The organism is Ruminobacter amylophilus, assembly GCF_900115655.1.
In the GTDB taxonomy this organism is placed as follows: domain Bacteria; phylum Pseudomonadota; class Gammaproteobacteria; order Enterobacterales; family Succinivibrionaceae; genus Ruminobacter; species Ruminobacter amylophilus.
Window position 1 is genome coordinate 1 of record NZ_FOXF01000003.1, and the last position, 23857, is coordinate 23857.

Sequence of the window (23857 nt, forward strand, 5' to 3'; positions counted from 1 at the left end):
ATACGGCGAAATGATGGATGATCTGTCATCCGCATGGAGAATGACTGATGCGCCTTTAAATGTACCGGCATCATCAGATGACGGATACTGGGTTCACACCCTCAATACAGTGATGGAAACATTAGAAAAATTGGGACTTTCAGTTCCTGCAGCAAAACCTGAACCAAAGAAAAGAGGAAGAAAGCCCAAGGTAAAAGAACAGTCCGAAACAACACCTCGTAGACCGAGGGGGAGACCAAGAAAGGTTATAGTTTCACAAAACACTGAAAATTAGAGGTATAGTCCGTAGAATTGTGAAACTTTTATTTAACTTAACGTGATAACGTTTTCAATTAAATAACTGAATTTTGGCACAAGATCGTTTAAAAATTGTTTAAAAATACTACATCTATCATAAATCACTGAAAAATAAAGCCGTTTAACTTTAAGTTCATAAAGTGTCAGAGGACGGGTTTTTACAGGTTTTCGCAGAGTTTTATGGGATTTCAGGACACCTGAGGCCTGATTTTGTAAAGATGTCTGAATGCGTCCAGGAAATATTGAGCAGGCGGGGATTCTTTTGATGTAATTATCTTCCTTTCAGGTTGTCATGCAACATCATAAAATATATAATACTCTTTATTATTTTTATGTTCAGACCTGCGGGCGGATTCCGGTCCGGAAGTCTGAATATCACATGTTTACATACAGAATGTTTTAGAAAAGTTCAAAGAGACTTAGGAGTTTTTATGTCAGGTTTTGCTTTAGTCGGTGACGTGGGCGGTACCAATGCTCGTATTGCATTATGTAATCTTGAAAATGGAGAAATTCAGGATACCGTAGTGTACTCAGCTGTGGAAAATGAAAGTCTGGAAGGTGTGCTCAAGTCATACATCGCCGATCACACGGACAAGAATATCAAGCAGGCCTGCATTGCCATCGCCTGTCCTATTACCGGTGATCATGTTTCCATGACCAACAATCCATGGGAATTCTCAATTTCTGAAATGCGTACCAATCTCGGTCTTGAAAAACTGTCAGTAATCAACGACTTCACTGCCCAGTCAATGGCTATCCCCGTTCTTGATGAAAAGGACATGGTTAAGCTCGGCGGCGGTGAACCTGACAAGACCAAGCCTGTAGCAGTATACGGTGCAGGTACCGGTCTCGGTGTTGCTCATCTGTTTAATTTCAACAATACCTGGTACAGCGTTCCGGGTGAAGGCGGTCACGTAGACTTCGGACCAAACAGCCCTGAAGAAGATATCCTACTGTCTGTTCTCCGTGAAGAAGTAGGTCACGTATCATGCGAAAGACTTCTTTCAGGCATGGGTCTTGTTAACATCTATCGTGCGATTGTTCTTTCAGACAACCGTATTCCTGAAGATCTTGAACCTAAGGACGTAACCGGTCGTGCCTTACTCGAAGACCCTGATACCGACTGTCACAGAGCACTCAATCTGTTCTGTGTGATGATGGGTCGTTTCGGCGGTAACCTCGCTCTCAACATCGGTGCTTTCGGCGGTGTTTACATTTCCGGCGGTATTGTTCCTCGCTTCCTCCAGTTCTTCAAGAACTCTGGTTTCCGTGTTGCTTTTGAAGACAAGGGCAGATTCAAGAACTACCTTTCTGCAATCCCTGTATACGTTATCACCAATGCATACACCGGTTTAATCGGTGCCGGTGCATACTTAAGACAGGAACTCGGCTATAAGCTCTAACGGTTTTTTACGGAGATGAATATTCTCTGCTGAATCGTGTTAAAGTTCAATTTATGCCAATAGGGTCGGAACAATGTTCCGGCCTTATTTGTAATAAGCGTAAAAATAACGGATTGTCAGCAGAGACTGTCTTACACGAAAAGACATATTCCGGATATAATTTCAGTTGCGGATAAGAAGAAACGGATCCGTGTCGTATGTTTATAAGGGATGCGATAAATGAGTGCCAAAAGCGATTTTAAGAATAAAAATGCCGTAAATCTAAAGTTAAGAGTATTTTTATTGGTTATAGCTATAATTTTTTTATTGGTGTCCTTGATCTTTTTATCAGACTGGTATATTGTTATTTTTTTCGCACTTGCCGCCCTGGCTGCAAACTACACCGTGGAAGGCATGAGGCATGTTATGTGCTACAAGGGACAGTCTGCTGAACCGGGGAATCCTGAAAGGGATCCCTATGCGGACCTTGACAGATATGACTCGGACTGCGAAGAGTAAAGTACGGATTGATTATGAGTGAAGCAAAAGATTCCGAAAAGGAAAAAATGAACGGCAGTTCAGCATTCGGTACCGGATATTACGTAAGATGCGTGATTATTCCGGTTACTGTCGGCGCGGCCTCCATTGTCTTCGGTTTTCTGAAAGAGCCTGAAAGAATAGACCACTGGAGTTATTTGTGGAAGCTGGTTAATCTCCAGCCGAAGTACGCCATAGTCTTTGGCGGAATTCTTATATATCTGGCCGCAAGGGCTTACTTCAGAGCTCAGGATAAAAAGTAACAGTTTGTTTCAGGTTGTGACAGGCAGGCTTAAATGTTCATGTTCAGAATTTCTGCCGTCGGGTTTTTGTTTTAAAGAAGGATTCGTTATAAATGAAAGATTCAATGCCATCACCATTTGAATTTGACGGGCATAGTTCTCCTTTTAACGGCAGCGGCATGCCTACCTTCTTTAAGACCAGCGGAAACGACGAACCTGAAGAAAACACAGAGGCTGAAACCAGTGAGCTGACTTCTGAAGACGAGGTGACCCGGGTTTTTGACAACAAGGGGCCTCTTTCGGAAAAGGAAGGATACAAGATAAGACCCGGACAGGTTGAAATGGCCAAGGAAGTTCTGAAAGCCATCTACGATCGACACAATCTGGTTGTTGAAGCGGGTACCGGCGTAGGTAAAACCTTTGCGTATCTGGTGCCTATCCTTCTTTCAGGCAGAAAAGCGCTTATCTCAACCTATTCCAAGGCCCTGCAGGATCAGCTTTTCAATAAGGACATTAAATTTCTCAAGTCCGTTCTCGGTGTTTCGTGTTCCGTATCTGTTCTGAAAGGCGCTTCAAACTACATATGTCTTAAAGGCATGAGCAGAGCTTTCAGCGTCCCTGAACCTCCTAAAAGCAGCGACGAGGCGGACTCAGGAGGTTCTTCTCATGAGGAAATTCCCGCTCAGCAGGATCTGTTTGCCGGCATGATTGATGAAGCCCAGGCCGGTCTTACCAGGGAACAGATTCAGAAGAATAAAAAGATCGTTAATACGGTTAAGAACTACCTTAAATCTGCCAGAACAGGCGAAATAGAAGAATTCAAAAACTACATGATGTCCACCGGCGGTTTTGAGCCGGAGGTGCTTCAGCTGAACCGCCTTGCATACAAAAAGGCGTTCTGCAACAAGAAAAGCTGTCCTTTTTCCGAAAACTGTTTCCTTTCCATTGCCCGTAAGAAAGCCAAGACTTCTCAGATTGTGGTGCTTAATCAGTCTCTGCTGTGCTACGGCGTTCAGAATGACGAAATGCTCTTTCCGAAAGCGGGAATCGTGGTGGTGGACGAAGCACACAAGTTTGAGGATACTCTTAGAGACGCTTTCAGTGCCGAAATAGGTACTGAATCGTTTAATGAGGCCATCAGCTCCGTTTTTATAAGTCAGCCTTATGAAAAGGTTAAAAAGGATCTTAACGGCAGGGAAAAGAAGAGAACCGGCGGTAAAAAGCTGGTTGAGGGTAAACTCAGGGATACTGCCGCCGATAATAACGGTGAGGCCGGCAATAATGAACAGGATGCGGTAATCAGGTACGAGCATGATCTTCTTTCCGAAGTGGATAAGGTCATGGCGGATCTGAAACGTTTTGTCGATGGAAAAAACAAGGACTCATTCCTTTCCTACCTCGATAACATGTATACTGATGATTCCTGCAGTCTGCTGCCTCAGTATGAAAAACAGGCATACAGAATCAGTACCTGTGCCTCCGTGCAGAAGAACAGACAGGAAGCAACGGTAACCTTCGGTTCAGAGGAAGCCGTTCTGATGGATCTTAATATCGACAGGTTCATTCAGGGGCTGTACAGGCTCGGAGAAAAAGTGGGGATGGCACACAAGGCCGTCAGCCGTCTTAATGAAGGTGCCAAAGTTATTCTTACCCAGGCCGGCAGAACCTCGGAACTCAAGAGTGTGTCCGAGGAAGGTGAGGCTGTTCTGAACATATTTGTCGACACCTATAATTTCATAGGCGGAATAATACAGTATATAAATACCTGCAGAACCTCCGGGATGATGGCGTCGGCCTATTACTACTGGTACACCAAGGTTGCGGAAACCGGCTTTACCATAACCAAGTCTCCGTTCAGACCGAGCATGGAATTCAAGAACTTTTTCCTGTCAAAGGAAGACTGTTTCCACAGTTTTATTTTTGCAAGTGCCACCATTGATACCGGAGCCACGTCATCACCGGCTCTGGATCTGATTTATGATAAAAAGTCGGAAAGCGGAACAGGTAAGGAAACGGACTTCCAGAACTTCCGTTACGGAATAGGACTGAGCAGTGACAATACCGTATGCAGACTGGTTTACAGTCCTTTTAACTTTAAGAATAATGCCATTCTGTGCGTTCCTGAAGACCTGGCAAACTTTACCAGTAATTATGATGAAAGCAAGTCAAAGAATCTGCCTTACAGCTGTCCGATGAATACCATAAAAATGCTGGCTCCGGTAATTAATGCCACCAGAGGCGGTATTTTCATACTGGTTACCTCCTATGATGCCTGTCACCGCTACGCCGAGGCTTTGCGCAAAAATCAGTTTACGTCATTCGGCTTTACCACTGCCCGCAAGGTTCTGGAACAGGAAAGAAACAGTACAAACAACGGTCTCATCAGCAAGTTCAAGGAGGCCGGAAATGCGATTTTAATCGGTACAAAATCATTCTGGGAAGGTGTTGATATTCCGGGTGACGCACTGTCTCTCGTTATTATTGATAAGATTCCGTTCCCTCAGAAAACAGTTCATAAATTCATGACCAGAATGAGATATGAAAGTGAGGGAATGAATGCCTTTGACAAGGTGGATGTCACCTCCGCCATTATTGATCTTAAACAGGGCGTAGGCCGCCTCATCAGAACAGAAACCGATAAGGGTGCCGTTATCATCTGCTCAAAGGATCTTCTGAGCTCGGCCAACAAGAGTTATGCCGGAAGAATACTGAACAGTCTGTCCTATTTCAATATTACCAACAGGATAGAGGTGGTGAGGGATCTTATGGAAAATGATTTTAAGCATGACGGTGACAGTCAGGAATAGAGTCTTTTCATGAAGGTTCGCAGGCACGGAACATGGTAAAGATGTTTCGTGCCTTCTGTTTTTATGGAAGATATTTCAAGCTTGGTTTATACTACACCGAGTTTAATGAGTGCTGATGGTTTTGAATGCATGTATGCAGAATGGGGGAAATATGACCAGAATTCTAGCAATTGATGCCGCAACGGAAGGCTGCAGTGTTGCACTGTATCAGGATGGCAAAATTGAGGCTGTAAGAAGCGTGTCTCCGCAGGGGCATACCAGACTGCTGCTGCCGTACATTGATGACGTGCTCAAAAAATCAGGACTCAGGCTTTCAGATCTTGATGCCGTAGCCTGCGGCAGAGGCCCGGGATCATTCACCGGGGTTCGCATAAGTGTAAGTATGGCTCAGGCTCTGGCTTTCGGCGCCGAAAAGCCTTTAATCGGTATTGTGGATCTGGAAGCCATGGCTTTACGGGCTCATAAGGAGACCGGATCCCAATACGTGGTATCTGCAATCGACGCCAGAATGGGAGAAGTCTATCTCGGTATTTACGAAATTTCCGAAAATGTTCCGAAGGCCATGATTCCCGAGGCAGTGACAGCTCCGGAAAAAGCCGTTGAACTTATAAGCGGAACTCTTTCAGGAAAGAAATTCACTTCTGTAGGCACAGGCTTCGGTACTTATCCTGTTCTTTCAGAATCCTTTGCCGGTTACGTTTCTCCTGCATCTGATAATCTTCCTGATGCCGTTGAAATAGCCGAGCTCGCAGCCGGAGCTTTTGCAGACGGCAGGGGAGAAGAACCTGAGAATGTTCTTCCCGTATATCTCAGGGACAATGTATCATGGAAAAAAGTCAGTGAGCAGCATGCTTAAACCTCGTATGACTGCATAACCTGATACAAGGTTGTAATTCAAGACTCCGCTACCGGACAGTCAGGTTCGTTAACGGAGTTTTTTCTTCTTCTGCAGTGATGAAGCATTCACTGCGGAACTCTGTTTTCAGGCTCTGAATGAGGCATTTTTCGAACGCATGAAGCCTTATCGGAGATAAAGAATTCCAACTCCTTCAAAATACACGGTATTACAGGTGATACATATCAATAATGTGATACTGATATAATGCAAATTATTTTTTTTTGATTTATTCTTTAAGCATACTCAGGGATAGTGTTTGTATAATTTCCGCGGTCTGGATAACTATTATGAAAATGACCGTGGAATTTGTGAGTGTTTAAATAGTAGTGGTTACGCATATGGCTGATTCAGTCGCTGATTCACATGGTTATGGAGTGGCAATTATAGGTGCCGGTGCCATGTCACGTGAACGCATAAAAATATATAAGGCGTTGAATCGTCCCATTACTGCCATTTACAGTCATCATACTGACAAGGCTGTCGCCCTGGTTGAAGAATTCGGTCTTACGGGGCAGACAAAGGTTTTTGACAGCATATCAAGTTTCTGGGAATATGAGAAATCATCGTATGTCTATATAGCCACATCCAATGATTCACACTGCAATTATGCCACGGAGGCGATGCTTCATGATCGCAATGTGCTTGTTGAGCAGATGATGGTCTGTTCCATCAGTGAACTGGCAAAAATTCACGAGTGTCTGAAAAACAGCAAAAAAATAATTATGGAGGCCAATCCGACACTGACATCTCCGCTTCTTAACAGTTTCGGCGAGGTAATCAGAGGGCATGAATCCTTTGAAGATATAGGCCGTCCCACAAATGTCTGCATCAGTCTCGGAAAGTCCAATCCGAAGTTCGTCAGAGACGATTTTCTGAGATATAAGATCAATCTTTCAGACGGGGTGCTGTTTAACCTCGGCGGTTATGCCATAGGAGCTGCGGTATCTCTTCTTGGAACCCATGTTGAAGTGGTTAATTCCCATCTGGACATATCCAGGGAATACCATGTAGGTGTAAATGCCCATATTATTCTGAGAAACAGGTTCGGTGTCAGTGTCACCATAACAATTTCCAACGTATCCAATCTTCCGTGCGTCCTTGATATCGGCGGAACCAACGGCTTTTATTTTGCCAGGGATTTTATTCATGCCCAGTCCTATAACTGCTGCATGAACGGTGATGCTCCGGAAGCAAGGGATCTGACTTCAAGGTTTGACAAAGAGTCAGGAATATGCAGAAAGACTTTTGAGAATGATTCGGAATACAATTTTGCCATGCAGATTCTTCAGTTTGAAAAACTTCAGGAAAACGGATACGATTCATGCATGGCCGGTAACAGGAATCATTTTAAGGAATCAAAGGCCGTCTTTCGTATAATAACTGAAGTAATGGCCAATAATTACAGTGACGTGTAAAACACCTGCGGAAATAGCCGTTTAAGCTCTGATGAAATAAAAAAATCCCCGAAGGGATTTTTTTATTCTGTACAGGAATCAGGCTACTTGCTTTCTTCTTTTGCCTTGCTCTTGTTCTTGTTCTTTGAAGAAGTGCGAAGTTTCTTCTGGGGCTTGTCATTATCAGCTTCATCACCTTGATTAGGATTCATCATGCTCATGTCGTCAGCCTTGATGGTAGGGGCTTCACGATACTTTTTCATGACTTCGTCAATCATGGACTGATCGGTGATGTTGTTGAAGCAGTGGTTTGCACTCTGTTCCAGAATTTTCAGGTTTTTAAGACGATCGCTTTCTACCTGAAGAATACACTGATCGTATTTTGCAGACTGCTTGGTTCTGTTGTACTTGTATTCACAGTCCAGCTTCTGTTTGATGCTGTTATCATCTATGTGACGCTTCTGATATGACATCTTATCAAAAGTTATATCCACACAGGTCTGCAGACGCTGAATTTCATGTTTTCTCTGTAACTCCTTTTCCAGAGCCAGCCTGTCCTGATTCTGAATATTGTAGAGTTCCTGCTTTTCCTGATTTGACTTTTTAATGGCTTCCAGCTGCTTGCTTGAGAAGGTCGTGTCAATTACGTCAATACTTTTTACGCCATAAGGCTTGGTAGGAGAGTAATGGATGGCTCCATTGCTGTCTTCCCATCGATAGAATTTATTGCCGGCATAGACAGGTGATGATACAACGGAAACAACCGTTAGTAAGCCTGCAATAAGAGCTAATTTTCTAAACATCCTTTAAACGACCTCATAAAGATAGAGTTAAAACTGCTGATTTACGGGGTGTTGCCTTGCCGTTCTGAACAAAACATTATGCCGGACCGGCTACATGATATGTCAGGAATAATCCTAAACCCTCTTTCTTCTAGTTATACAATAATTATTGAACCAGTTCTAGAAATATTTTTACATTTGATAGGGCTCTCAATAATTTATATACAAAGTTTCCGTAAATACAGATTAAATTGTTTTTATGATCAGTAATATCTCTATTATATATAATTTTTTAGCAAAAAATTGTTTTATTTGAATTTAATTATAAAAATCAAATAATGTGTGCTTTATTTGCTTTTGTTTGATGTCAGAGAGGAAGAGCACTGCTTGATAAGTTCCAGCAGCTCTTCCGGAGTGGCATCCTGGTGTCCTGCTATGGCCTTTTCCGCTTCGGCAATAAAACTGTTCCATGTTTCTTCGTTCCTTTCCGCTTCAGGAAGGTTGTTCCACATTCTGACGTTAGGTATGGTCATGATGTAGTCTTTTTCCATTTCAGTCATGTTGCTCAGTGTCGGATTCCATCTCAGATTGTTGTACATGAGTCCGGCATTCACAATATCTTCAATTTCGTTGTCTGTATTGTCCCCGAGGAGCATTACCAGCATGATGGAATCATTCATCCTGTCTTCAGCTTCGGAATGTCTGTCATTATTCATGAGTGATGAGACATTTATTGCCAGATAAGATTTGGTGAATTCGTCTGTGCCGAAAGTGTTGTCACAGTCAATGATGATGGAAGGCAGTCCCATGGTTTCTTTCTGGGTAATCTCGTGCGGTGCCATGCAGGTCTTGTCTTCGGCAATTTTTTCAGCCAGATTCTGCATGGACTCGGTTCCCATGAGTTTAGGAGTGACAAGGGTCAGGGCGGCCACATGCTCCTGAGAGTCGTCACTGATGGTCATGAGATTGTTGCCGTAGTAATTTTCCGTAACGTTGTACAGAGACAGTGATACGTTTGCGGTATCGTAATTGATTTTTACCTGTTTGAATTTATTCTTTCTGGAGGATATCAGCAGTTTTCTGTTGAAAAGTGAATCCTTCATGATGTCTTCCGCTCTGGAATGAAGAATGTCAAAATCACTGGCAAGGGACTCAGACAGGTCTTCAGACTGACCTTCAGGACTTCTTTTGGCGAAAGAGGATGAAAGGAAAACGTTGAAAGTTGCTTCCGGAATAACCAGATTGCTGAGAGTGGTGTCAGGATTCTTGTAGTTTACCAGTTCTCTTGCAAGATAATTGATTATGAATATTTTTCTGTTAGGCTTGTCCTTTGATGAAGAATTCTTCGGAGGTTCGGAAGCATACATGTATGTCTGTCCGAGTTTCTCATCATCATTCTGAACAATCACGAAAAAATCAGCATTGCGGGAGGAACATCCGAAATACATGACATCCTGATCGTTTATGCTGAATTTTTTAGTGTACAGGTTACGGCATTCCTCATTCATTGTTTTTGAAATGCTGTCCAGGTTAAAATCATCCCCTGATTCAATAAGTCTGCCGGACAGGTCGGGAGATATTTCCGACATGTCAAATTTAGCCACACCGCCGTCCTTTATGCCGATGAACTCAACAAACGGCTTGCTGTAGAACTGTTCCCTGATTTTCATGACGTTACCGGAGACTTTCGGAGGTGTGAAGGTTACACCTGATGAAAGGGTGTCATAAGGTATAGGATTAAGAATTATGTCCGCGGTTGTGAACAGAACCTGTTTAGGCTTTGAGGAAAGGGCGTGATTAACGTATACACCCATGAATGATGTGTTGATGTCACTGGGTATCTGAATATTGATTTCGGAAAAATCATTTCCGAGCACAGCCCCTGAGACAAGTCCCAGTAGCACAGCTATTGCTTGGCAGGTTTTCCGAAAATTTACCCCGAACATTTTTATTATTACATCTTCCTGATTTATGAATGTGGCAATGATTATGCTGTAATGATTTCATGATTGATAAATTACATGGCGATAATCCTTTACGGCACGTGTAACAAAATTATGAAACCGTTCTTAAATTATAATTCAATAGGGATTAAACATAAATTTTGAGATTACAAAAACGCATTATATGTCATGTGTTTTGTGATCGTCTATAAATAGTTGTGTTAATACAGTGTAAAAAATAACCGGTAAAATACTGAGAAAAACGTTTTATCGTAATATTGAAAGGTGAAAACATTGCAGTGATAAAGGCGCCTTAAGCATCTCTAAACAATATCCAGGCATAAAATGTTTAAAAAGAGAACAAAATAACGTAAAAAAGGCTGTTTTATAGACTTTTAGTTCAAATTTTGAATGAACGGATAAAAATGTTTAATTTTTTTTTGACAGAAAAATAATTTTCTATATAATACACCTTGTTCTCTGACAGAGAGCAAAGCATTGAGATGCGGGAATAACTCAGTTGGTAGAGTGCAACCTTGCCAAGGTTGATGTCGCGAGTTCGAGCCTCGTTTCCCGCTCCAAGTTTGGCGCGTTAGCAAAGCGGTTATGCAGCGGATTGCAAATTCGTCTAGTCCAGTCCGACTCTGGAACGCGCCTCCATCAAATGTGTCAGTGCCCGAGTGGTGAAATCGGTAGACACAAGGGATTTAAAATCCCTCGGAACTTATACTTCCGTGCCAGTTCGATTCTGGCCTCGGGCACCATCTTAAAATTTCTTATTCCATCCGACACCCTAAGAACAGATTCTTGCGTTGTATTTTTCTTTATCGACGTCAGCTGTGCCATTAGAATTCTGTACTCCGCATTCCGTTTTTCGAAATTTCATCACATGCGGTATCAGCAAACACCTTGTCGGCCCGGTAAAGTGGTTCTAGGCGGTCAGTTAATAACCTGTGCGATATTTCTGATTCTGTTTTTGTCCAAAAGAGCGGAACAGCCTGAAGCTGTTTTCTGTACTTAAGAATGCATGGCGGTGAGCAATTCTTCTTCATGAGATAACCGAAAACGGAAAAGAAAGCCCGGCAGACTGTTATGCAGAGATTGTTTTATAAGCATAAACAGCTGTTTCTGTATGTATTTTGTACGAAAAATACTTTTTCTGAAAAATTCTGCATATTTTTTTTGACAATGAAAAGTTTTCAGCTATAATGACCATGTCTTTTGGAGATGCAGCCGACAGGTTGAGTCCTCAATGCTGGACGTGCGGGAATAACTCAGTTGGTAGAGTGCAACCTTGCCAAGGTTGATGTCGCGAGTTCGAGCCTCGTTTCCCGCTCCAAGTTTGGCGCGTTAGCAAAGCGGTTATGCAGCGGATTGCAAATTCGTCTAGTCCAGTCCGACTCTGGAACGCGCCTCCATCAAATGTGTCAGTGCCCGAGTGGTGAAATCGGTAGACACAAGGGATTTAAAATCCCTCGGAACTTATACTTCCGTGCCAGTTCGATTCTGGCCTCGGGCACCATCTTGAAAATCATCCATAATTTCATCAGTACATATCATAGTCATTTTTATTGCTGAATTGTTTCTGTTTTTCCTCATGAACATGCAGTTATTCCTGATTAAAAATCAGACATGATTGTTCACCTAAAAAACATAAATGCGAAAAACTATACATGTTTTAATATTAACAATCTTTATCAATTTTTTTTATCGGTATGTCCTGATATACTTTGAAAAGTCTTATTTTCTGCGGCACCGTTTATTTTCAGATAAGTGATTTCATGTTCCGTTTCAGGAACAGACTGTCCGGTGCAGGAGTACATTCATGTCTGATACCAAAGTCAATTTTTTCAACAAACTTAAAAGCACCGTCATAAACAAGTTCAGTTCACTCAGGGATATTACCGGACAGACGCTGGGAGCTTTCCATATCGACAGTAAGATGGATATTCCATCCGGAGAAGCTGATATATACCTGTGTTCCAACGTCAGTTTTCACTCAAGTGATAAATTTATTTTAAAATACTACAGAAGAGAAAATGCAGTTAAACAGGAAGTCATTGAGAAACTCAGAAGTGTTCACAGTCCTTATGTAGCTCCGGTTTCAGACTATGGCGAATATAACGGACATCAGTACACCATACGTCCGTATTATAAGATGCCTGCACTTTCCGATGTTCTGACATCAGGAACCAGATTTTCCGAAGAAGAACTGAGAGTATTTATTATTCCTTCGGTTATAGAAGGACTTAAAGCGGTTCATGATGTGGATATTCTGCACAGGGATCTTAAGCCCGGAAACCTTATACCTGATGACAGCGGGGATCATATAGTTCTTATCGATTTCGGCATCAGTTCAAATGCCGACGGAAAGACTTTTATAGTGACTCAGCCTGGAATGACACCTTTCTACGCGGCTCCGGAAGCAATTCAGGGGATTTTTCACAGGGAAACTGATTACTACGCTCTCGGAATAACCATATTTGAGCTATTTACCGGCTATACACCGTTCCAGAATCCCGGTATGTCCGGAGAAGAGGCCGCCAAACTTGCCGCCATCAGTAAAATTGAGTTTCCTGCCGATTTTCCTGAAAATCTCAAGAAACTGGTTCTCGGACTCACATACAAAGACATTTCCCGCAGAAACGAAAAGGATAATCCTAACAGACGCTGGGGCTATGACGAAGTTAAAAGATGGCTTGGCGGAGAGGATGTACCGGTTCCCGGGGAAAATACAGGTGCCGGTAATACCGAATCAGCTACTGTTCAGGCTTTTCAGCAGTATCGTTTTTACGGAAAAACATATACTTCAGAAAAAGAACTTCTTGTGGCCATGCTGCAGAATCCGGAAGAGGCTTTAAAGGATCTGGGAAGGGGAATTCTTACCCATCATTACTACATCATCGACGAAAATAAAGGCAAACTCTGTGATTCGGCTGAAAATAAAATCAGCAAGGATAATCCGGAAAATATCAGACATTTATCTGCGCTTATCTACAGTCTCAGACCGGATATAACAGAGATTATATTTAACGGCAGAATACTGAACGGTCTTCAGGAAGTCGGTATGGCCGTTATAGATGCCGTAATTGAGGAGGCGGCAAAAAACGGAAATCTGCAGGGAAGGGATTTTGATCTCATCAAGCCGGTTAAAGAATTTGCGTTATCCGGTATTGCAGAAGACTACGCCTCCATTGTTTTAAAAAATTCTGATTATGCAAAGATTTTTGCCAATGTCCGAAAGCTATGGAGAGAAGGTAAAGGGGTTTATACCGACACGGAAATTGCATTGATTCTGGGATATTCCATCTGTGACGACCGCAGGCTTCCGGTTAACGGAAAAGTGTATGACAATCCTGAAGCATTCAGGCAGGAAATGAAGAAGTTTGCAGAAAATGATCGAAGGGCATACACGGAATTTACCCAGAAAGCTAAAGCTGATCTGGATTTTTTGGAAAACAAGCTTCCTGATCCTGAATCACGTGAAGCCGTAATTCAGGCACTTGCTGATGCAAAATGGGCCGTATTCGGAGATAGTGAATATATCTTTAAGAGCGGTAAGGATTTTGATAATTTCATTGACAGGCTGGTTAAGGAAGAAAAACCTTATGAACTGCAAAGTCTGTTTAACCGTTACAAAACACCTCTGAAGGAGGTCTCAAAGAAAGTCTGGAACTCTGATTCCGGAGCGAAACTTGAAAAAACTGTTTCCGGATTCATTCGTATTGGTGAACATCTCTTTACCGGAGAAAAAGCCTGTAAGGATTTTCTCAACGGTGTCATGGTTCGTGGAAAAAATGAACCGGCATATCTGCTTGGTTTTATAAAGGGTCACAAAAAATCTCTAGACAGTGCCGCCGGAGATTTTCCTGAAATTAAAGAAGCAGTATCAAAACTCTATGCAGCAGGTGACAACGTGATATCCCTGAATGAATATTTATTCCCGGGCATATCAGAATTCAGGGACTTTATTGATACTGTTCTAAACCATGGCCGCATAGATCCTGGATATCTGACTGACTTTATGAGACGTCATAATAATGCTTTAAAAGCTATGGAATCAAAGGAAGGTATCAGCAGTATCACGAAACCTCTTTATCAGGCCTACGGTGAACTCATATCCTTTGATAACAGGGTCTTTACGGGTGTTCAGGATTTTAATGCATACATAGACAGTGTAATACAGCAGGGAAAGAACAATCCCGGATTTCTGGTGAGCTTTACCAGAAATCTCCGTCAGGAAATTACAGAACTCCGAAACAGAGACAGTCGCTGTAATGAGGCATTAAACAAACTCATGCAAGCCAGAAACAGCTTTGTTTCCCTTGATGAATATGTATTTCCGACTGTCACTGAATTCAGAACCTTTATGGAAAATGTTCTTAAAACAGGAGAAAAGAATCCTTCATACCTTAAACGATTTATCAGTGTTCATGGAAAAGCTCTGACTGTTCTTAACGGAGTATCCGGTCTCTCCTCAATTGTAAAACCTGTTCTGGATGCCGGAAACAAGGTTGTTGAACTTGACGAGTACACCTTCAAAAATGCTGCTGAATTTGAAAACTTTGTAACCGGATTTTGCGGAGAAAACAACGAAAGAACTCTGCAGACGGCAGGTTTTGTAAAGGAACATCGTGACAGTCTCACTCTTCTTGAAAACAATACTTCCATTGCCACTCAGGTGAAGAAACTGCTTAAATCTGAAAACTCGGGAGAGAAAGAAAAATCAATCAGCGTAAACGGAGTAAAATACACTCCGGTTACAATGAAAAAAGGAGATATTATCAGGTTCGGACACTATCCGCAGAATTCTGATATCCAAAAATCTCCTATTGAATGGCTGGTCCTTCACGTGAAAGAAAAAGAAGTTCTTCTTGTCAGTCGTTATGCTCTTGACTGTAAACAATATCACCATGGCTATACTAGTACTAGTATAACCTGGGAGAATTGTGATCTCAGAAAATGGCTGAATGGTGATTTCATAAAATCTGCATTTTCAGAAGAAGAGGCAGAAAGAATTTTAGTCTCAGATATAAAAAATGGTGACAATCCTCAACATCACACTAAAGGCGGAAACAATACAAAGGATCGTGTGTTCTGTCTGAGTATTTCTGAGGCAAAGCAGTATTTTGGTAACGATGTATCCAGAAAATGTAAACCGACGGCTTACGCACGTCAACAGGGCGCTTCTGTTTACAATGACTGTTGTTACTGGTGGCTTCGGTCGCCGGGCGACTTTCAGTACTGCGCTGCTTTCGTAGGTACGGGCGGCGCTCTCAATCTGCGTGGCTACAGCGCCAACTATGGCAGCTCTGCTGTTCGGCCCGCTTTACGGATAATCTGTAATCAGTAATCTTTTAATCTGAAATCATCCGACCGCGGCCCTGCCGCGGAATTATGGCTTAGCTCATTGGTCGGTCTTTGTCAAAAACAGATGAAAAGTTCCATTCTCATTAAAATTTAAGACTGTCAGTTCAATGGTGCTGTCTGAATTTTAATGAGAGATGATTTTTGACGGACAGACAGTTACCTGATTGAATCCGGATTTTAAAGATACAGACATAAAAAATATACAGTCGTTCAAAGAAATCAAGCATATGTAGTGCCTGGAAATAGTATTTATGTTAATGTGGTACCAATGACACGGAGCAGCAGAACTATTCAGAATAGTATCAGTAAAAATGATGAATCTTTTGTTTTTTTAATGTAAACCTATCCGTTATTACAGATATATAAGCAGTCAGGTTAAAAGTTATGTCTTCCGAAACATTACTAAATTCAGCAAATAATAAAACACTCATAAATACCGGTTCAGGCAGTGAAGTTGATAATCTTACAGGATCTGTTGTATTAGAAAAATACACTCTGTTAAATAAAATCAATGATCCGTCAGGAGAAGCTGCTCTGTACATGGCTGTAGGCAATACCTCACAAAATTCTTCTGTTCAGAATACTCCGGTGGTAGTAAAGATATACAGAAGAAAGGAGGCCGTTAAACAGGAAGTTTTAAATAAGCTGGCGAAACTTAAATCTCCGGGAATTGTTGAAATTATCGATCATGGTTTTTACAATGGTTTCGCCTGCATTGTTATGCCTTATTACATGAATGGCAGTCTTGCCGGAAAAACCTTATCCTACGGTGTAATAAAGGATATAGTCATACCTGAAGTAACAGCAGGATTAAAGTATCTTCATGAGAACGGCATTATTCATAAAGACATAAAACCAGCCAATCTGATGATTTCCAATGACGGAAAACATGTACACATCATAGACTTCGGCATCAGTTCCGCAAAGGATGACGGAGTATCTGTACTGATTACTAAAACCGGCATGTCTCCGGAATACTGTGCTCCTGAAACATTCAACAATGTCTGGGTCGAGGAATCTGATTTCTACTCTTTCGGCATTACTCTTTTTGAACTGTTTAAAGGTCATACTCCATTTAATTATTCATCCGACAGAGACGCCTTGGCCGCAAGCGCATCCATTCAGAAAATCCGGTTCTCACTTGATTTCCCGGAAGAACTTGTAAATCTTATCAAAGGACTTACATACAAGGATTTATCCAACCGCAACGATCCGAATAATCCGAATCGCAGATGGAACTGGAATGAAATAGAAAAATGGCTTAAAGGAGAAAATATTCCTGTTCCTGGTGAATTAAATTCCAATAATAAAACATCCGATTCAACCGGGAATACCAGTGAATCCTCAGGATATATTTTTTCCAATCCGTATGATTTCAGAAATAATCAGGGCAAAGTTGTAAAACTTAACAACCTGGCAGAGTTTACAGATGCCTTCGGTCTGAACTGGAATGACGGTAAAAAACATGTCGGCAGAGGTTTTGCTTCAAAGTTTTTCATTCAGCAGAATATGCAAAACTCAGCAAGTATCATCATGGACTGTGAAGATGCGGGTATTACTGACATGGCATATGCCAAAATGCTTATAGAATTGAGTGCTTCTGCCGGTAATTACAGACTGTATTGGAATTCAGTTCGTGTCGATGACAACATGAAGATTCTGTCAGATCTGCTGACTAACGCATTGTACAGTCAAAGCAACAACCTTAATGAAGAGTTCGATACTATTAGGCAGCTACTCTGCTGCTGGTATGAAAAAACAGGAAAAGATAAAGAATTAGGTGTAATCAATAACCTGCAAAAAATTGCAGAGGTGTACAGTGATGACCTTTCTACCAAGATAATTGCACTGTGTTCATTTATTGATCCGAATTTGGTTATAAAAATCGGTAATGATATTTTTCAGACAGCAGAAGAACTGAAAACCAAAACCCAAAAGCAAAAATTGAGTAATGAGGAACAGTATTTTGAATGGCTGCTGAATAATCAGAATGATATTACAAGATATCAGGCTTGTATTATTCCCGCAGTAAAACAAATTATTGACAGTCTGTTACAGGACTTACATTCAGAATTAAACAGGCGCAGAGAAGAGCTGGCACGAAAGGAGCGTGAAGAAAAGGCACGAAAGGAGCGTGAAATACGTATTTTCGGGAAGCCTTTAAGCTCTGTACGAAAAGGAGATATTATCAGATACGGCAAATATTATCAGGATACTGACAGACAAAAATCCCCCATTGAATGGCTTGTGCTTCACGTGAAAGAAAAAGAAGTTCTTCTTATCAGTCGTTATGCTCTTGACTGTAAACAATATTATCATGGCTATACTAGTATAACCTGGGAGAATTGTGATCTCAGAAAATGGCTGAATGGTGATTTCATAAAATCTGCATTTTCAGAAGAAGAGGCAGAAAGAATTTTAGTCTCAGATATAAGAAACGACGATAATCCTGAATATCACACTCATGGCGGAAACAATACAAAGGATCGTGTGTTCTGTCTGAGTATTTCTGAGGCAGAGCAGTATTTTGGTAACGATGAATCCAGAAAATGTAAACCGACGGCTTACGCACGACAACAGGGCGCTTCTGTTTACAATGACTGTTGTTACTGGTGGCTTCGGTCGCCGGGCGCCAATCAGTACAGCGCTGCGAACGTAAATGCGGACGTCGCGCTCGATCTTTATGGCTACAGAGTCCGCATTTATGGCTACAGCGTCCGCAGTGGCGGCTTTGCTGTTCGGCCCGCTTTACGGATAATCTGTAATCAGTAATCTTTTAATCTGAAATCATCCGACCGCGGACTTGCCACGGAATCAGGGCGTAGCGAAGCTACGCCCCAAACCGACCGTGAAGCGGTCGGTTGACAACAAAAAAATAGAATAGTTGGACGTGTATATATAAAATATCATAGACAGTTATGAGACATTACTGATAAAGGTATTCTCATAAGAAATCAAAACAGTCAATGGGTTACCACCTGTTATTTGCACCTTTTCGACAGGATTATAAATGAAAGGTTTTGGATATGATATTGTCTCTGTTACACGGATGAATTGTTGCTAAAGGTGCTCTGACTCGGGTAATAAAAACAGAACGCTCATCTGAAACAGGGACACACAGGTAATCTTCGCTGTCTTGCTTTCAGACAGTTTGTACTGAAAAGGAATGAAAAGAGTATTTAACACCTATATTTCTTAGTTTAATAAAATTTTTTCTGAAAGATATTGTATAATTGATAACAGTTATTTTGCTATGATGTATTTTCTGGTGTTGTTCAGATGAAGCATACACAGCAGGTATTCAAAAGATACATGGAAACTCAAGGTTAAGAAAGGATAACGGCTCCGATTCCTTAAAGTGAGGTTATGAGCCGGGCTGACTTTATGAAAAATAATAAAAAGAAGAACAAAAACAATAAGAAAGTAACAAAAACAGATAATGATTTCGTGTCTGATTTTTCCGTAAATCTGCACGCGCTCTCCCGTTTTATGAAAAATCTGCCTAAAGACGCCAGACTGAAGGAAATGGCCGGCGGCAGAAATGTTATAGAAGTAAAGAAAATACTTGAAAACAACGCATTGAACGAAATGCTGATTTCCAATCAGCAGCTGATATGCGATCATCTGCGCGATGAGGCTGAGGTGTATCATGAAATTCAGAACCTTATCGCTGAATATGAACGGGAACTTAAGAGTCTGGAGGAAGAATTTGATGATTCTGAATCTGAAGAAACTCCCGTGTCTGCGTCAGATTCCGAAAAGTCAGAAAATGGAGCCGGCGGAAAACATAAACGCAGATTTTCACAAAAACACGTCCCTGATGAAGCCACTCTTAAGCTTCAAGCTCTGATTGCCGAGAAGCTTCCTTACTATCGTGAAAAAAATACCGCGCATTTTGATTCAAGAATCAGCTTTTCCAGTGAAGACGATGTCATAAGAATGCATGACTGGATAAATAATCCTGAAGAAATTGCCAGACATTCATTTTATCCGCTGATATCAAATACTCAGAAGACCCGTCAGAAGAGAAAAATCGAGGAATTCCGTTTTTACAGTAAAGCTCTTAAAGAAAACACGGATCCTGAAATTGTAAAAGAATGTCGCGAGAAAATTGAAAAGTTCAAAAAAAACGGCCCCGTAAAGGAAAGACCGATAAGAATCTGTTCACATCTTGATTCCCTCATTTATGCCCGCTACGCCAGACTGCTGCGGAAAAAATATGAGGAATACATACGTGATCTGGGATTTTCGGATTCCGTTCTTGCCTACAGAAAAACTCCCGTGAGAAAGATAAACGGCGTGAAAGTTGAGTTTCCGACCATAGGAGCCGTTTATGATGTAGTGCGGTTTATCAGAGAGAAGAACTGCAGGTGCATCGCTCTTTCCGTAGATCTCTCATCTTTCTTTGACTGCATTGATCATCGTAATCTTAAGGAGGAATGGCAGAACATTCTCGGGGTAGCAGAGCTTCCACCCGATCATTACAATGTTTTCAAATCACTGACAAACTACTGTTACGTGGAAAAGAGTGAACTCGAAAGATATGCCTGCGAGTGCCATGCTGATGAAATTCCTGATGATGAGGATGAGGACGATGAAGTTGTATATACCTCTTTTTCATGGCGCAGGTTCTTCAGAAACGGTGCTGATTTCCGAAAATTCAGAAAATGGTACAAGGCACAGCCTGATTTTGCCGGTTTCTCATCATTTCACCGGAATCCCGGAATTGTCAAAGGCGGCCGAGGCTGCGGTGTTCCTCAGGGACTGAGCATCAGTGCGGTTCTTTCGAACATCTACATGATTAAATTTGATAAGGCAATGGCTGATTTTGCCAGGGAAAACGGCTGTATGTACCGCCGCTACTGCGACGATATTCTGCTGATAGGTCCGGATGACCGGAATTTCATGGACAGCGCCTATGAGTTTCTCTGTGAAAAAATCAGGGAAAGAGGGGAGGGACTGAAGCTGCACCCGTATCACAGGAATTTCAGAAATCCTTACTCAAAGTGTCAGATGTATGATTTTACTTCTCCGCAAATCAGAGAGATGCCGATGCAGTATCTCGGTTTTTACTTCAACGGCGAGAGAGTGCGCATCAGAGAAAGCAGTATTGCCGGTTTTTACAGGGATATGAGCAAGGCGGTGACGGCCCTGCGCATCAGAAAATTCAATTTCGCCAGAAAAAAGATAATGGATGATATAGGTTATCTTGCTGCAGAAAATTTAGGAAAGGTTAAGCTTGTCTGCGTCCGGCACGTGATGGAGGATAAACTGTCAAAGGAGGTTAAAAAGGTTATCCGCAGATGTACTCCCGAAGCGGCCAGACGTGTCACCAACCGCTGTCTTGATATCAGTTCAAGAATAGACGACTTTGCCGAAAGTGATCAGTTCAAGGATAAGCTTCTCCGGTTTATCATCAGTGACGTGGACAAAAAGACCGGCAGAACCGTATACAGACAGGCGTTCGTACCAAATCTCAGGCTTCTGCACAGAATATATTCCTTCAGATCCACCAGAAACTTCATGCGTTATGTGATAAACGCGGCTGAGGTTTTTGATGAACCGGAAAAGGGGAACGATACCATCAGAAGACAGCTTCGCTCACATACGACCCACCTGAACAGAAAGATTCGCAGGGCTTATCTCATCAACTGTGAGAAGCTTAAGGAATATGCTTCCGAGTTTCTTCTGGCACAGAATAGGTAACAGCTGACAAAGTTACGTTCCCGAATGACCTGAATGTCATGACGGAGTCGGTATCAGACTCTTGACATCATTAACCGTTGGGATAGAATGACCGGTGCTGAATATGCAGATATTCAGGTTAATTAGTAACTAGTAAATAATCAATCAGGCCCTGCTCACTGAGCTTTTACGGCTGAAATTCTAGTCTGTGGAATGTGTCTTAGGTTCTTGAGATTAAATCCGTTGCACATTCCGTGCAGACCTGTCGCTGACCGTGTTCAATTTACGGTTTTCATCAGAAAGCATCTATACGGAATATTGACTTTTTGTTCCCTTGACATATATTTGAATTAATTGATTTGTATCTTTTTCTGAAGCCGGTCATATACGCATTCTGCGGAAAAATGGTCCCGGCATGACGGAGATAATATGGGAAAAAAAGCTTCAAGGTGGTTCAGGAGTCATCAGATATCCGAAAACGCTCAGAATAAAAATAACGGTGATGTCATCAGTAATAAGGCTTCTTCGGAACATCTCTGTCCGGTGTGCGGACGTTACCTGTTTGAATCAGAATCAAGTCATGACATCTGTCCGTTCTGCGGCTGGGAGGATGATAGCCTGATGGAGTCTGAACCTGACGGCTGGGCCGGCTGTTCCAACGATTTATGCCTCAGTATGTACAGGAAACGTTATCTGAATGCTCTGAAAAACAATTCCTCATACGAATATTCAAGAGACGGAATTCCGGAAAATTCCGAAGATTCCGGCAGCTGAAGCCGGCTGTTTCTGAAAAAATTAAAAACATGTTTTTAAAATTTTCACATCCTGCTTGACTGTAATATCCGGCAATGTAGAATAGAGGTGCTGAACATGCAGATGTTCAGGAATATTATATCTAAGATAATTATCAATAGGCCGGTATCGGGCGTGTCTCGGACATTACGGCTGAATTTAAGGTTAGAGGAATGCATCTTAGGTTCTTGAGATTAAATCCGTGGTGCATTCCGTGCAGATTCTTTCTTTCCGTATCCGCGTCTATTTCCGCTGTCTCTCTTTTTCATTCTATTTCTTCATCGGTTAGCGTGTTCACAAAATCATCAGAATAAACATGCTTCTGACTGATTATGGGGAAACAGTCACATTCATTCAGACAATAATCGTTCACAATCAACATGAGCATAATTATTCCGATTAATAATCGGTTCAGTACCGACGCAGGAGGATTATATACAATGATAAAGAAATTTGTTTCGTCTCTGATGTTATTCAGTGCTGTGGCTGCCGGAGGTTCCGGTATGAGTTTTGCCGATGACGGATGGGACAAGACTTTTGAAAAATCGGACAGAGTCAATGTTCGTAAAGTTGAGTTTTCAAACAGGTACGGCATAGTTCTTACCGGTGATCTGTACATTCCGAAAGATGCGTCAGGTAAACTTCCTGCCATCGCCGTTTCCGGACCTTTCGGCGCCGTCAAGGAACAGTCCAGCGGTCTGTATGCCCAGACTCTTGCCGAACGCGGTTTTGTGACACTGGCGTTTGATCCTTCCTTTACAGGTGAAAGTAAGGGTACTCCGAGAAATGTGGCCAGTCCTGATATCAATACCGAGGATTTTTCCGCTGCGGTTGATTACCTCAGTAACAGCGAATATGTTAATCCTGAAGCCGTAGGTATTTTAGGTATATGCGGTTTCGGCGGTTTTGCCATCAATGCCGCGGCAATGGATACCAGAATAAAAGCCACCGTTGCCAGCACAATGTATGACATGACTCGTGTGTCGGCCAGAGGATACAATGATTCCGTTGATGAAAATGCCCGCTATGAAATGAAGAAAAACCTCAATAATCAGAGAACTGAAGATTTCAGAAACGGTTCATACAAACCCGGTGTCGGTCTGCCGGAAAAACTTACCGGCGATGAACCTCAGTTTGTTAAGGACTACTGGGACTACTACAAGACAAAGAGGGGCTTCCATGAACGTTCCATAAATTCCAACGGTCACTGGAACATGACATCTTCTCTTTCTTTCATCAACATGCCTATTCTTCAGTACAGTGACGAAATTAGAAGTCCGGTGCTGGTGATTCACGGGGAAAAAGCCCACAGCCGTTATTTCGGTGAAGATGCCTTCAGAAAATTAAAAGGCAACAACAAGGAGCTGCTTATCATCAAGGGAGCAAATCATGTGGATTTGTATGACAACCCCGACAAGATTCCTTTTGACGGAATCGCAGAGTTTTACAAAAAGAATCTGAAGTGATTTTTTATAAATTATCCGAACAAGTCCCGTACGGCGAAAGCTGTGCGGGATTTTTCAAAAAATGTCTTCCATAATTTCCGTTTCCGTTCATCCTGCCTGAATTACCTGAAACAGCGGTTATGCGTGCATGTGACGGAACGGTCAGGGAAAGGCCTGTGTGTATCGCTTAGTTTTCAGTCAGGCGGCAATATTGAACTTAACAGGTTAACCTGTTCACAATTTTTACAGAAAATCTGATTTTTTGGCTGATTACAGGTCTGAC

The 23857-nt window shown here is 42.0% G+C and carries 13 protein-coding genes, 6 tRNA genes and 1 pseudogene; 18 read left to right on the forward strand and 2 right to left on the reverse strand.

The genetic code is table 11. The features are described 5' to 3' along the window. The 7 genes and pseudogenes from BMY80_RS01175 to BMY80_RS01205 form a co-directional block, all read left to right on the forward strand. A pseudogene (locus BMY80_RS01175) lies at nucleotides 1–274 on the forward strand (transposase); the annotation flags it as partial. A gap of 454 nt (nucleotides 275–728) precedes the next feature. Further along, nucleotides 729–1700: a glucokinase gene (glk, locus tag BMY80_RS01180; protein WP_031579587.1), complete on the forward strand. Its 972-nt coding sequence runs from the start codon at nucleotides 729–731 to the stop codon at nucleotides 1698–1700. Nucleotides 1701–1919: 219 nt separating this feature from the next. Further along, nucleotides 1920–2198, forward strand: coding sequence for a hypothetical protein (locus BMY80_RS01185; RefSeq protein WP_093140144.1), 279 nt, complete (start codon nucleotides 1920–1922; stop codon nucleotides 2196–2198). Nucleotides 2199–2212: 14 nt separating this feature from the next. Next, nucleotides 2213–2479 carry a hypothetical protein gene (locus tag BMY80_RS01190; protein WP_093140147.1) on the forward strand — a complete coding sequence of 89 codons (267 nt, stop codon included), beginning with the start codon at nucleotides 2213–2215 and terminating at the stop codon, nucleotides 2477–2479. Nucleotides 2480–2571: 92 nt separating this feature from the next. Then, on the forward strand, nucleotides 2572–5265 hold the full coding sequence (locus tag BMY80_RS01195; protein ID WP_093140149.1) for an ATP-dependent DNA helicase: 2694 nt from the start codon (nucleotides 2572–2574) through the stop codon (nucleotides 5263–5265). Between the two features lie 151 nt (nucleotides 5266–5416). Beyond that, the gene (gene tsaB / locus BMY80_RS01200) at nucleotides 5417–6121 is read left to right on the forward strand and encodes a tRNA (adenosine(37)-N6)-threonylcarbamoyltransferase complex dimerization subunit type 1 TsaB (protein ID WP_177178459.1); all 705 of its coding nucleotides are present in this window, start codon (nucleotides 5417–5419) and stop codon (nucleotides 6119–6121) included. Between the two features lie 380 nt (nucleotides 6122–6501). After that, a complete protein-coding gene (locus BMY80_RS01205; RefSeq protein ID WP_093140155.1) occupies nucleotides 6502–7578 on the forward strand; it encodes a Gfo/Idh/MocA family protein in 1077 nt (358 codons plus the stop codon). Between the two features lie 83 nt (nucleotides 7579–7661). On the opposite strand, the gene BMY80_RS01210 is transcribed toward BMY80_RS01205, so the two are convergent. Beyond that, nucleotides 7662–8360 carry a hypothetical protein gene (locus BMY80_RS01210; RefSeq protein WP_093140158.1) on the reverse strand — a complete coding sequence of 233 codons (699 nt, stop codon included), beginning with the start codon at nucleotides 8358–8360 and terminating at the stop codon, nucleotides 7662–7664. A 326-nt stretch (nucleotides 8361–8686) separates the two neighbouring features. After that, nucleotides 8687–10243 (reverse strand): hypothetical protein, encoded by a 1557-nt coding sequence (locus tag BMY80_RS01215; RefSeq protein ID WP_143066424.1) that lies wholly within the window; start codon nucleotides 10241–10243, stop codon nucleotides 8687–8689. Between the two features lie 544 nt (nucleotides 10244–10787). Between BMY80_RS01215 and BMY80_RS01220 the strand changes: the two genes are divergently transcribed. The 11 genes from BMY80_RS01220 to BMY80_RS01270 all read left to right on the forward strand — a co-directional run bounded on the left by BMY80_RS01220 (nucleotide 10788) and on the right by BMY80_RS01270 (nucleotide 23595). Beyond that, nucleotides 10788–10863: transfer RNA gene (locus BMY80_RS01220), tRNA-Gly, on the forward strand. 5 nt (nucleotides 10864–10868) lie between these two features. Continuing rightward, nucleotides 10869–10942: transfer RNA gene (locus BMY80_RS01225), tRNA-Cys, on the forward strand. Nucleotides 10943–10956: 14 nt separating this feature from the next. After that, nucleotides 10957–11046 (forward strand) — tRNA-Leu (locus BMY80_RS01230). A 499-nt stretch (nucleotides 11047–11545) separates the two neighbouring features. Next, nucleotides 11546–11621, forward strand: a tRNA-Gly gene (locus BMY80_RS01235). A gap of 5 nt (nucleotides 11622–11626) precedes the next feature. Next, nucleotides 11627–11700, forward strand: a tRNA-Cys gene (locus BMY80_RS01240). A gap of 14 nt (nucleotides 11701–11714) precedes the next feature. After that, a tRNA-Leu gene (locus tag BMY80_RS01245) sits at nucleotides 11715–11804 on the forward strand. Between the two features lie 303 nt (nucleotides 11805–12107). Further along, a complete protein-coding gene (locus BMY80_RS01250; protein WP_093140164.1) occupies nucleotides 12108–15635 on the forward strand; it encodes a protein kinase domain-containing protein in 3528 nt (1175 codons plus the stop codon). Between the two features lie 401 nt (nucleotides 15636–16036). After that, entirely contained in the window at nucleotides 16037–18424 is a 2388-nt protein-coding gene (locus BMY80_RS01255; protein WP_093140166.1) for a protein kinase domain-containing protein, read from the forward strand. A 612-nt stretch (nucleotides 18425–19036) separates the two neighbouring features. Next, on the forward strand, nucleotides 19037–21358 hold the full coding sequence (locus BMY80_RS01260) for a reverse transcriptase domain-containing protein (protein ID WP_177178460.1): 2322 nt from the start codon (nucleotides 19037–19039) through the stop codon (nucleotides 21356–21358). Nucleotides 21359–21766: 408 nt separating this feature from the next. Then, the gene (locus BMY80_RS01265) at nucleotides 21767–22111 is read left to right on the forward strand and encodes a CPCC family cysteine-rich protein (RefSeq protein ID WP_051621917.1); all 345 of its coding nucleotides are present in this window, start codon (nucleotides 21767–21769) and stop codon (nucleotides 22109–22111) included. Nucleotides 22112–22569: 458 nt separating this feature from the next. After that, nucleotides 22570–23595, forward strand: a complete 1026-nt coding sequence (locus BMY80_RS01270; RefSeq protein ID WP_177178461.1) for an alpha/beta hydrolase — start codon at nucleotides 22570–22572, stop codon at nucleotides 23593–23595. Nucleotides 23596–23857: the final 262 nt, after the last annotated feature.

Bases quoted from the DNA above. Each gene is read 5' to 3' on its own strand.
- glk (WP_031579587.1), top strand. From the start codon at position 729: ATGTCAGGTTTTGCTTTAGTCGGTGACGTGGGCGGTACCAATGCTCGT.
- BMY80_RS01185 (WP_093140144.1), top strand. From the start codon at position 1,920: ATGAGTGCCAAAAGCGATTTTAAGAATAAAAATGCCGTAAATCTAAAG.
- BMY80_RS01190 (WP_093140147.1), top strand. From the start codon at position 2,213: ATGAGTGAAGCAAAAGATTCCGAAAAGGAAAAAATGAACGGCAGTTCA.
- BMY80_RS01195 (WP_093140149.1), top strand. From the start codon at position 2,572: ATGAAAGATTCAATGCCATCACCATTTGAATTTGACGGGCATAGTTCT.
- tsaB (WP_177178459.1), top strand. From the start codon at position 5,417: ATGACCAGAATTCTAGCAATTGATGCCGCAACGGAAGGCTGCAGTGTT.
- BMY80_RS01205 (WP_093140155.1), top strand. From the start codon at position 6,502: ATGGCTGATTCAGTCGCTGATTCACATGGTTATGGAGTGGCAATTATA.
- BMY80_RS01210 (WP_093140158.1), bottom strand. From the start codon at position 8,360: ATGTTTAGAAAATTAGCTCTTATTGCAGGCTTACTAACGGTTGTTTCC.
- BMY80_RS01250 (WP_093140164.1), top strand. From the start codon at position 12,108: ATGTCTGATACCAAAGTCAATTTTTTCAACAAACTTAAAAGCACCGTC.
- BMY80_RS01255 (WP_093140166.1), top strand. From the start codon at position 16,037: ATGTCTTCCGAAACATTACTAAATTCAGCAAATAATAAAACACTCATA.
- BMY80_RS01260 (WP_177178460.1), top strand. From the start codon at position 19,037: ATGAAAAATAATAAAAAGAAGAACAAAAACAATAAGAAAGTAACAAAA.
- BMY80_RS01265 (WP_051621917.1), top strand. From the start codon at position 21,767: ATGGGAAAAAAAGCTTCAAGGTGGTTCAGGAGTCATCAGATATCCGAA.
- BMY80_RS01270 (WP_177178461.1), top strand. From the start codon at position 22,570: ATGATAAAGAAATTTGTTTCGTCTCTGATGTTATTCAGTGCTGTGGCT.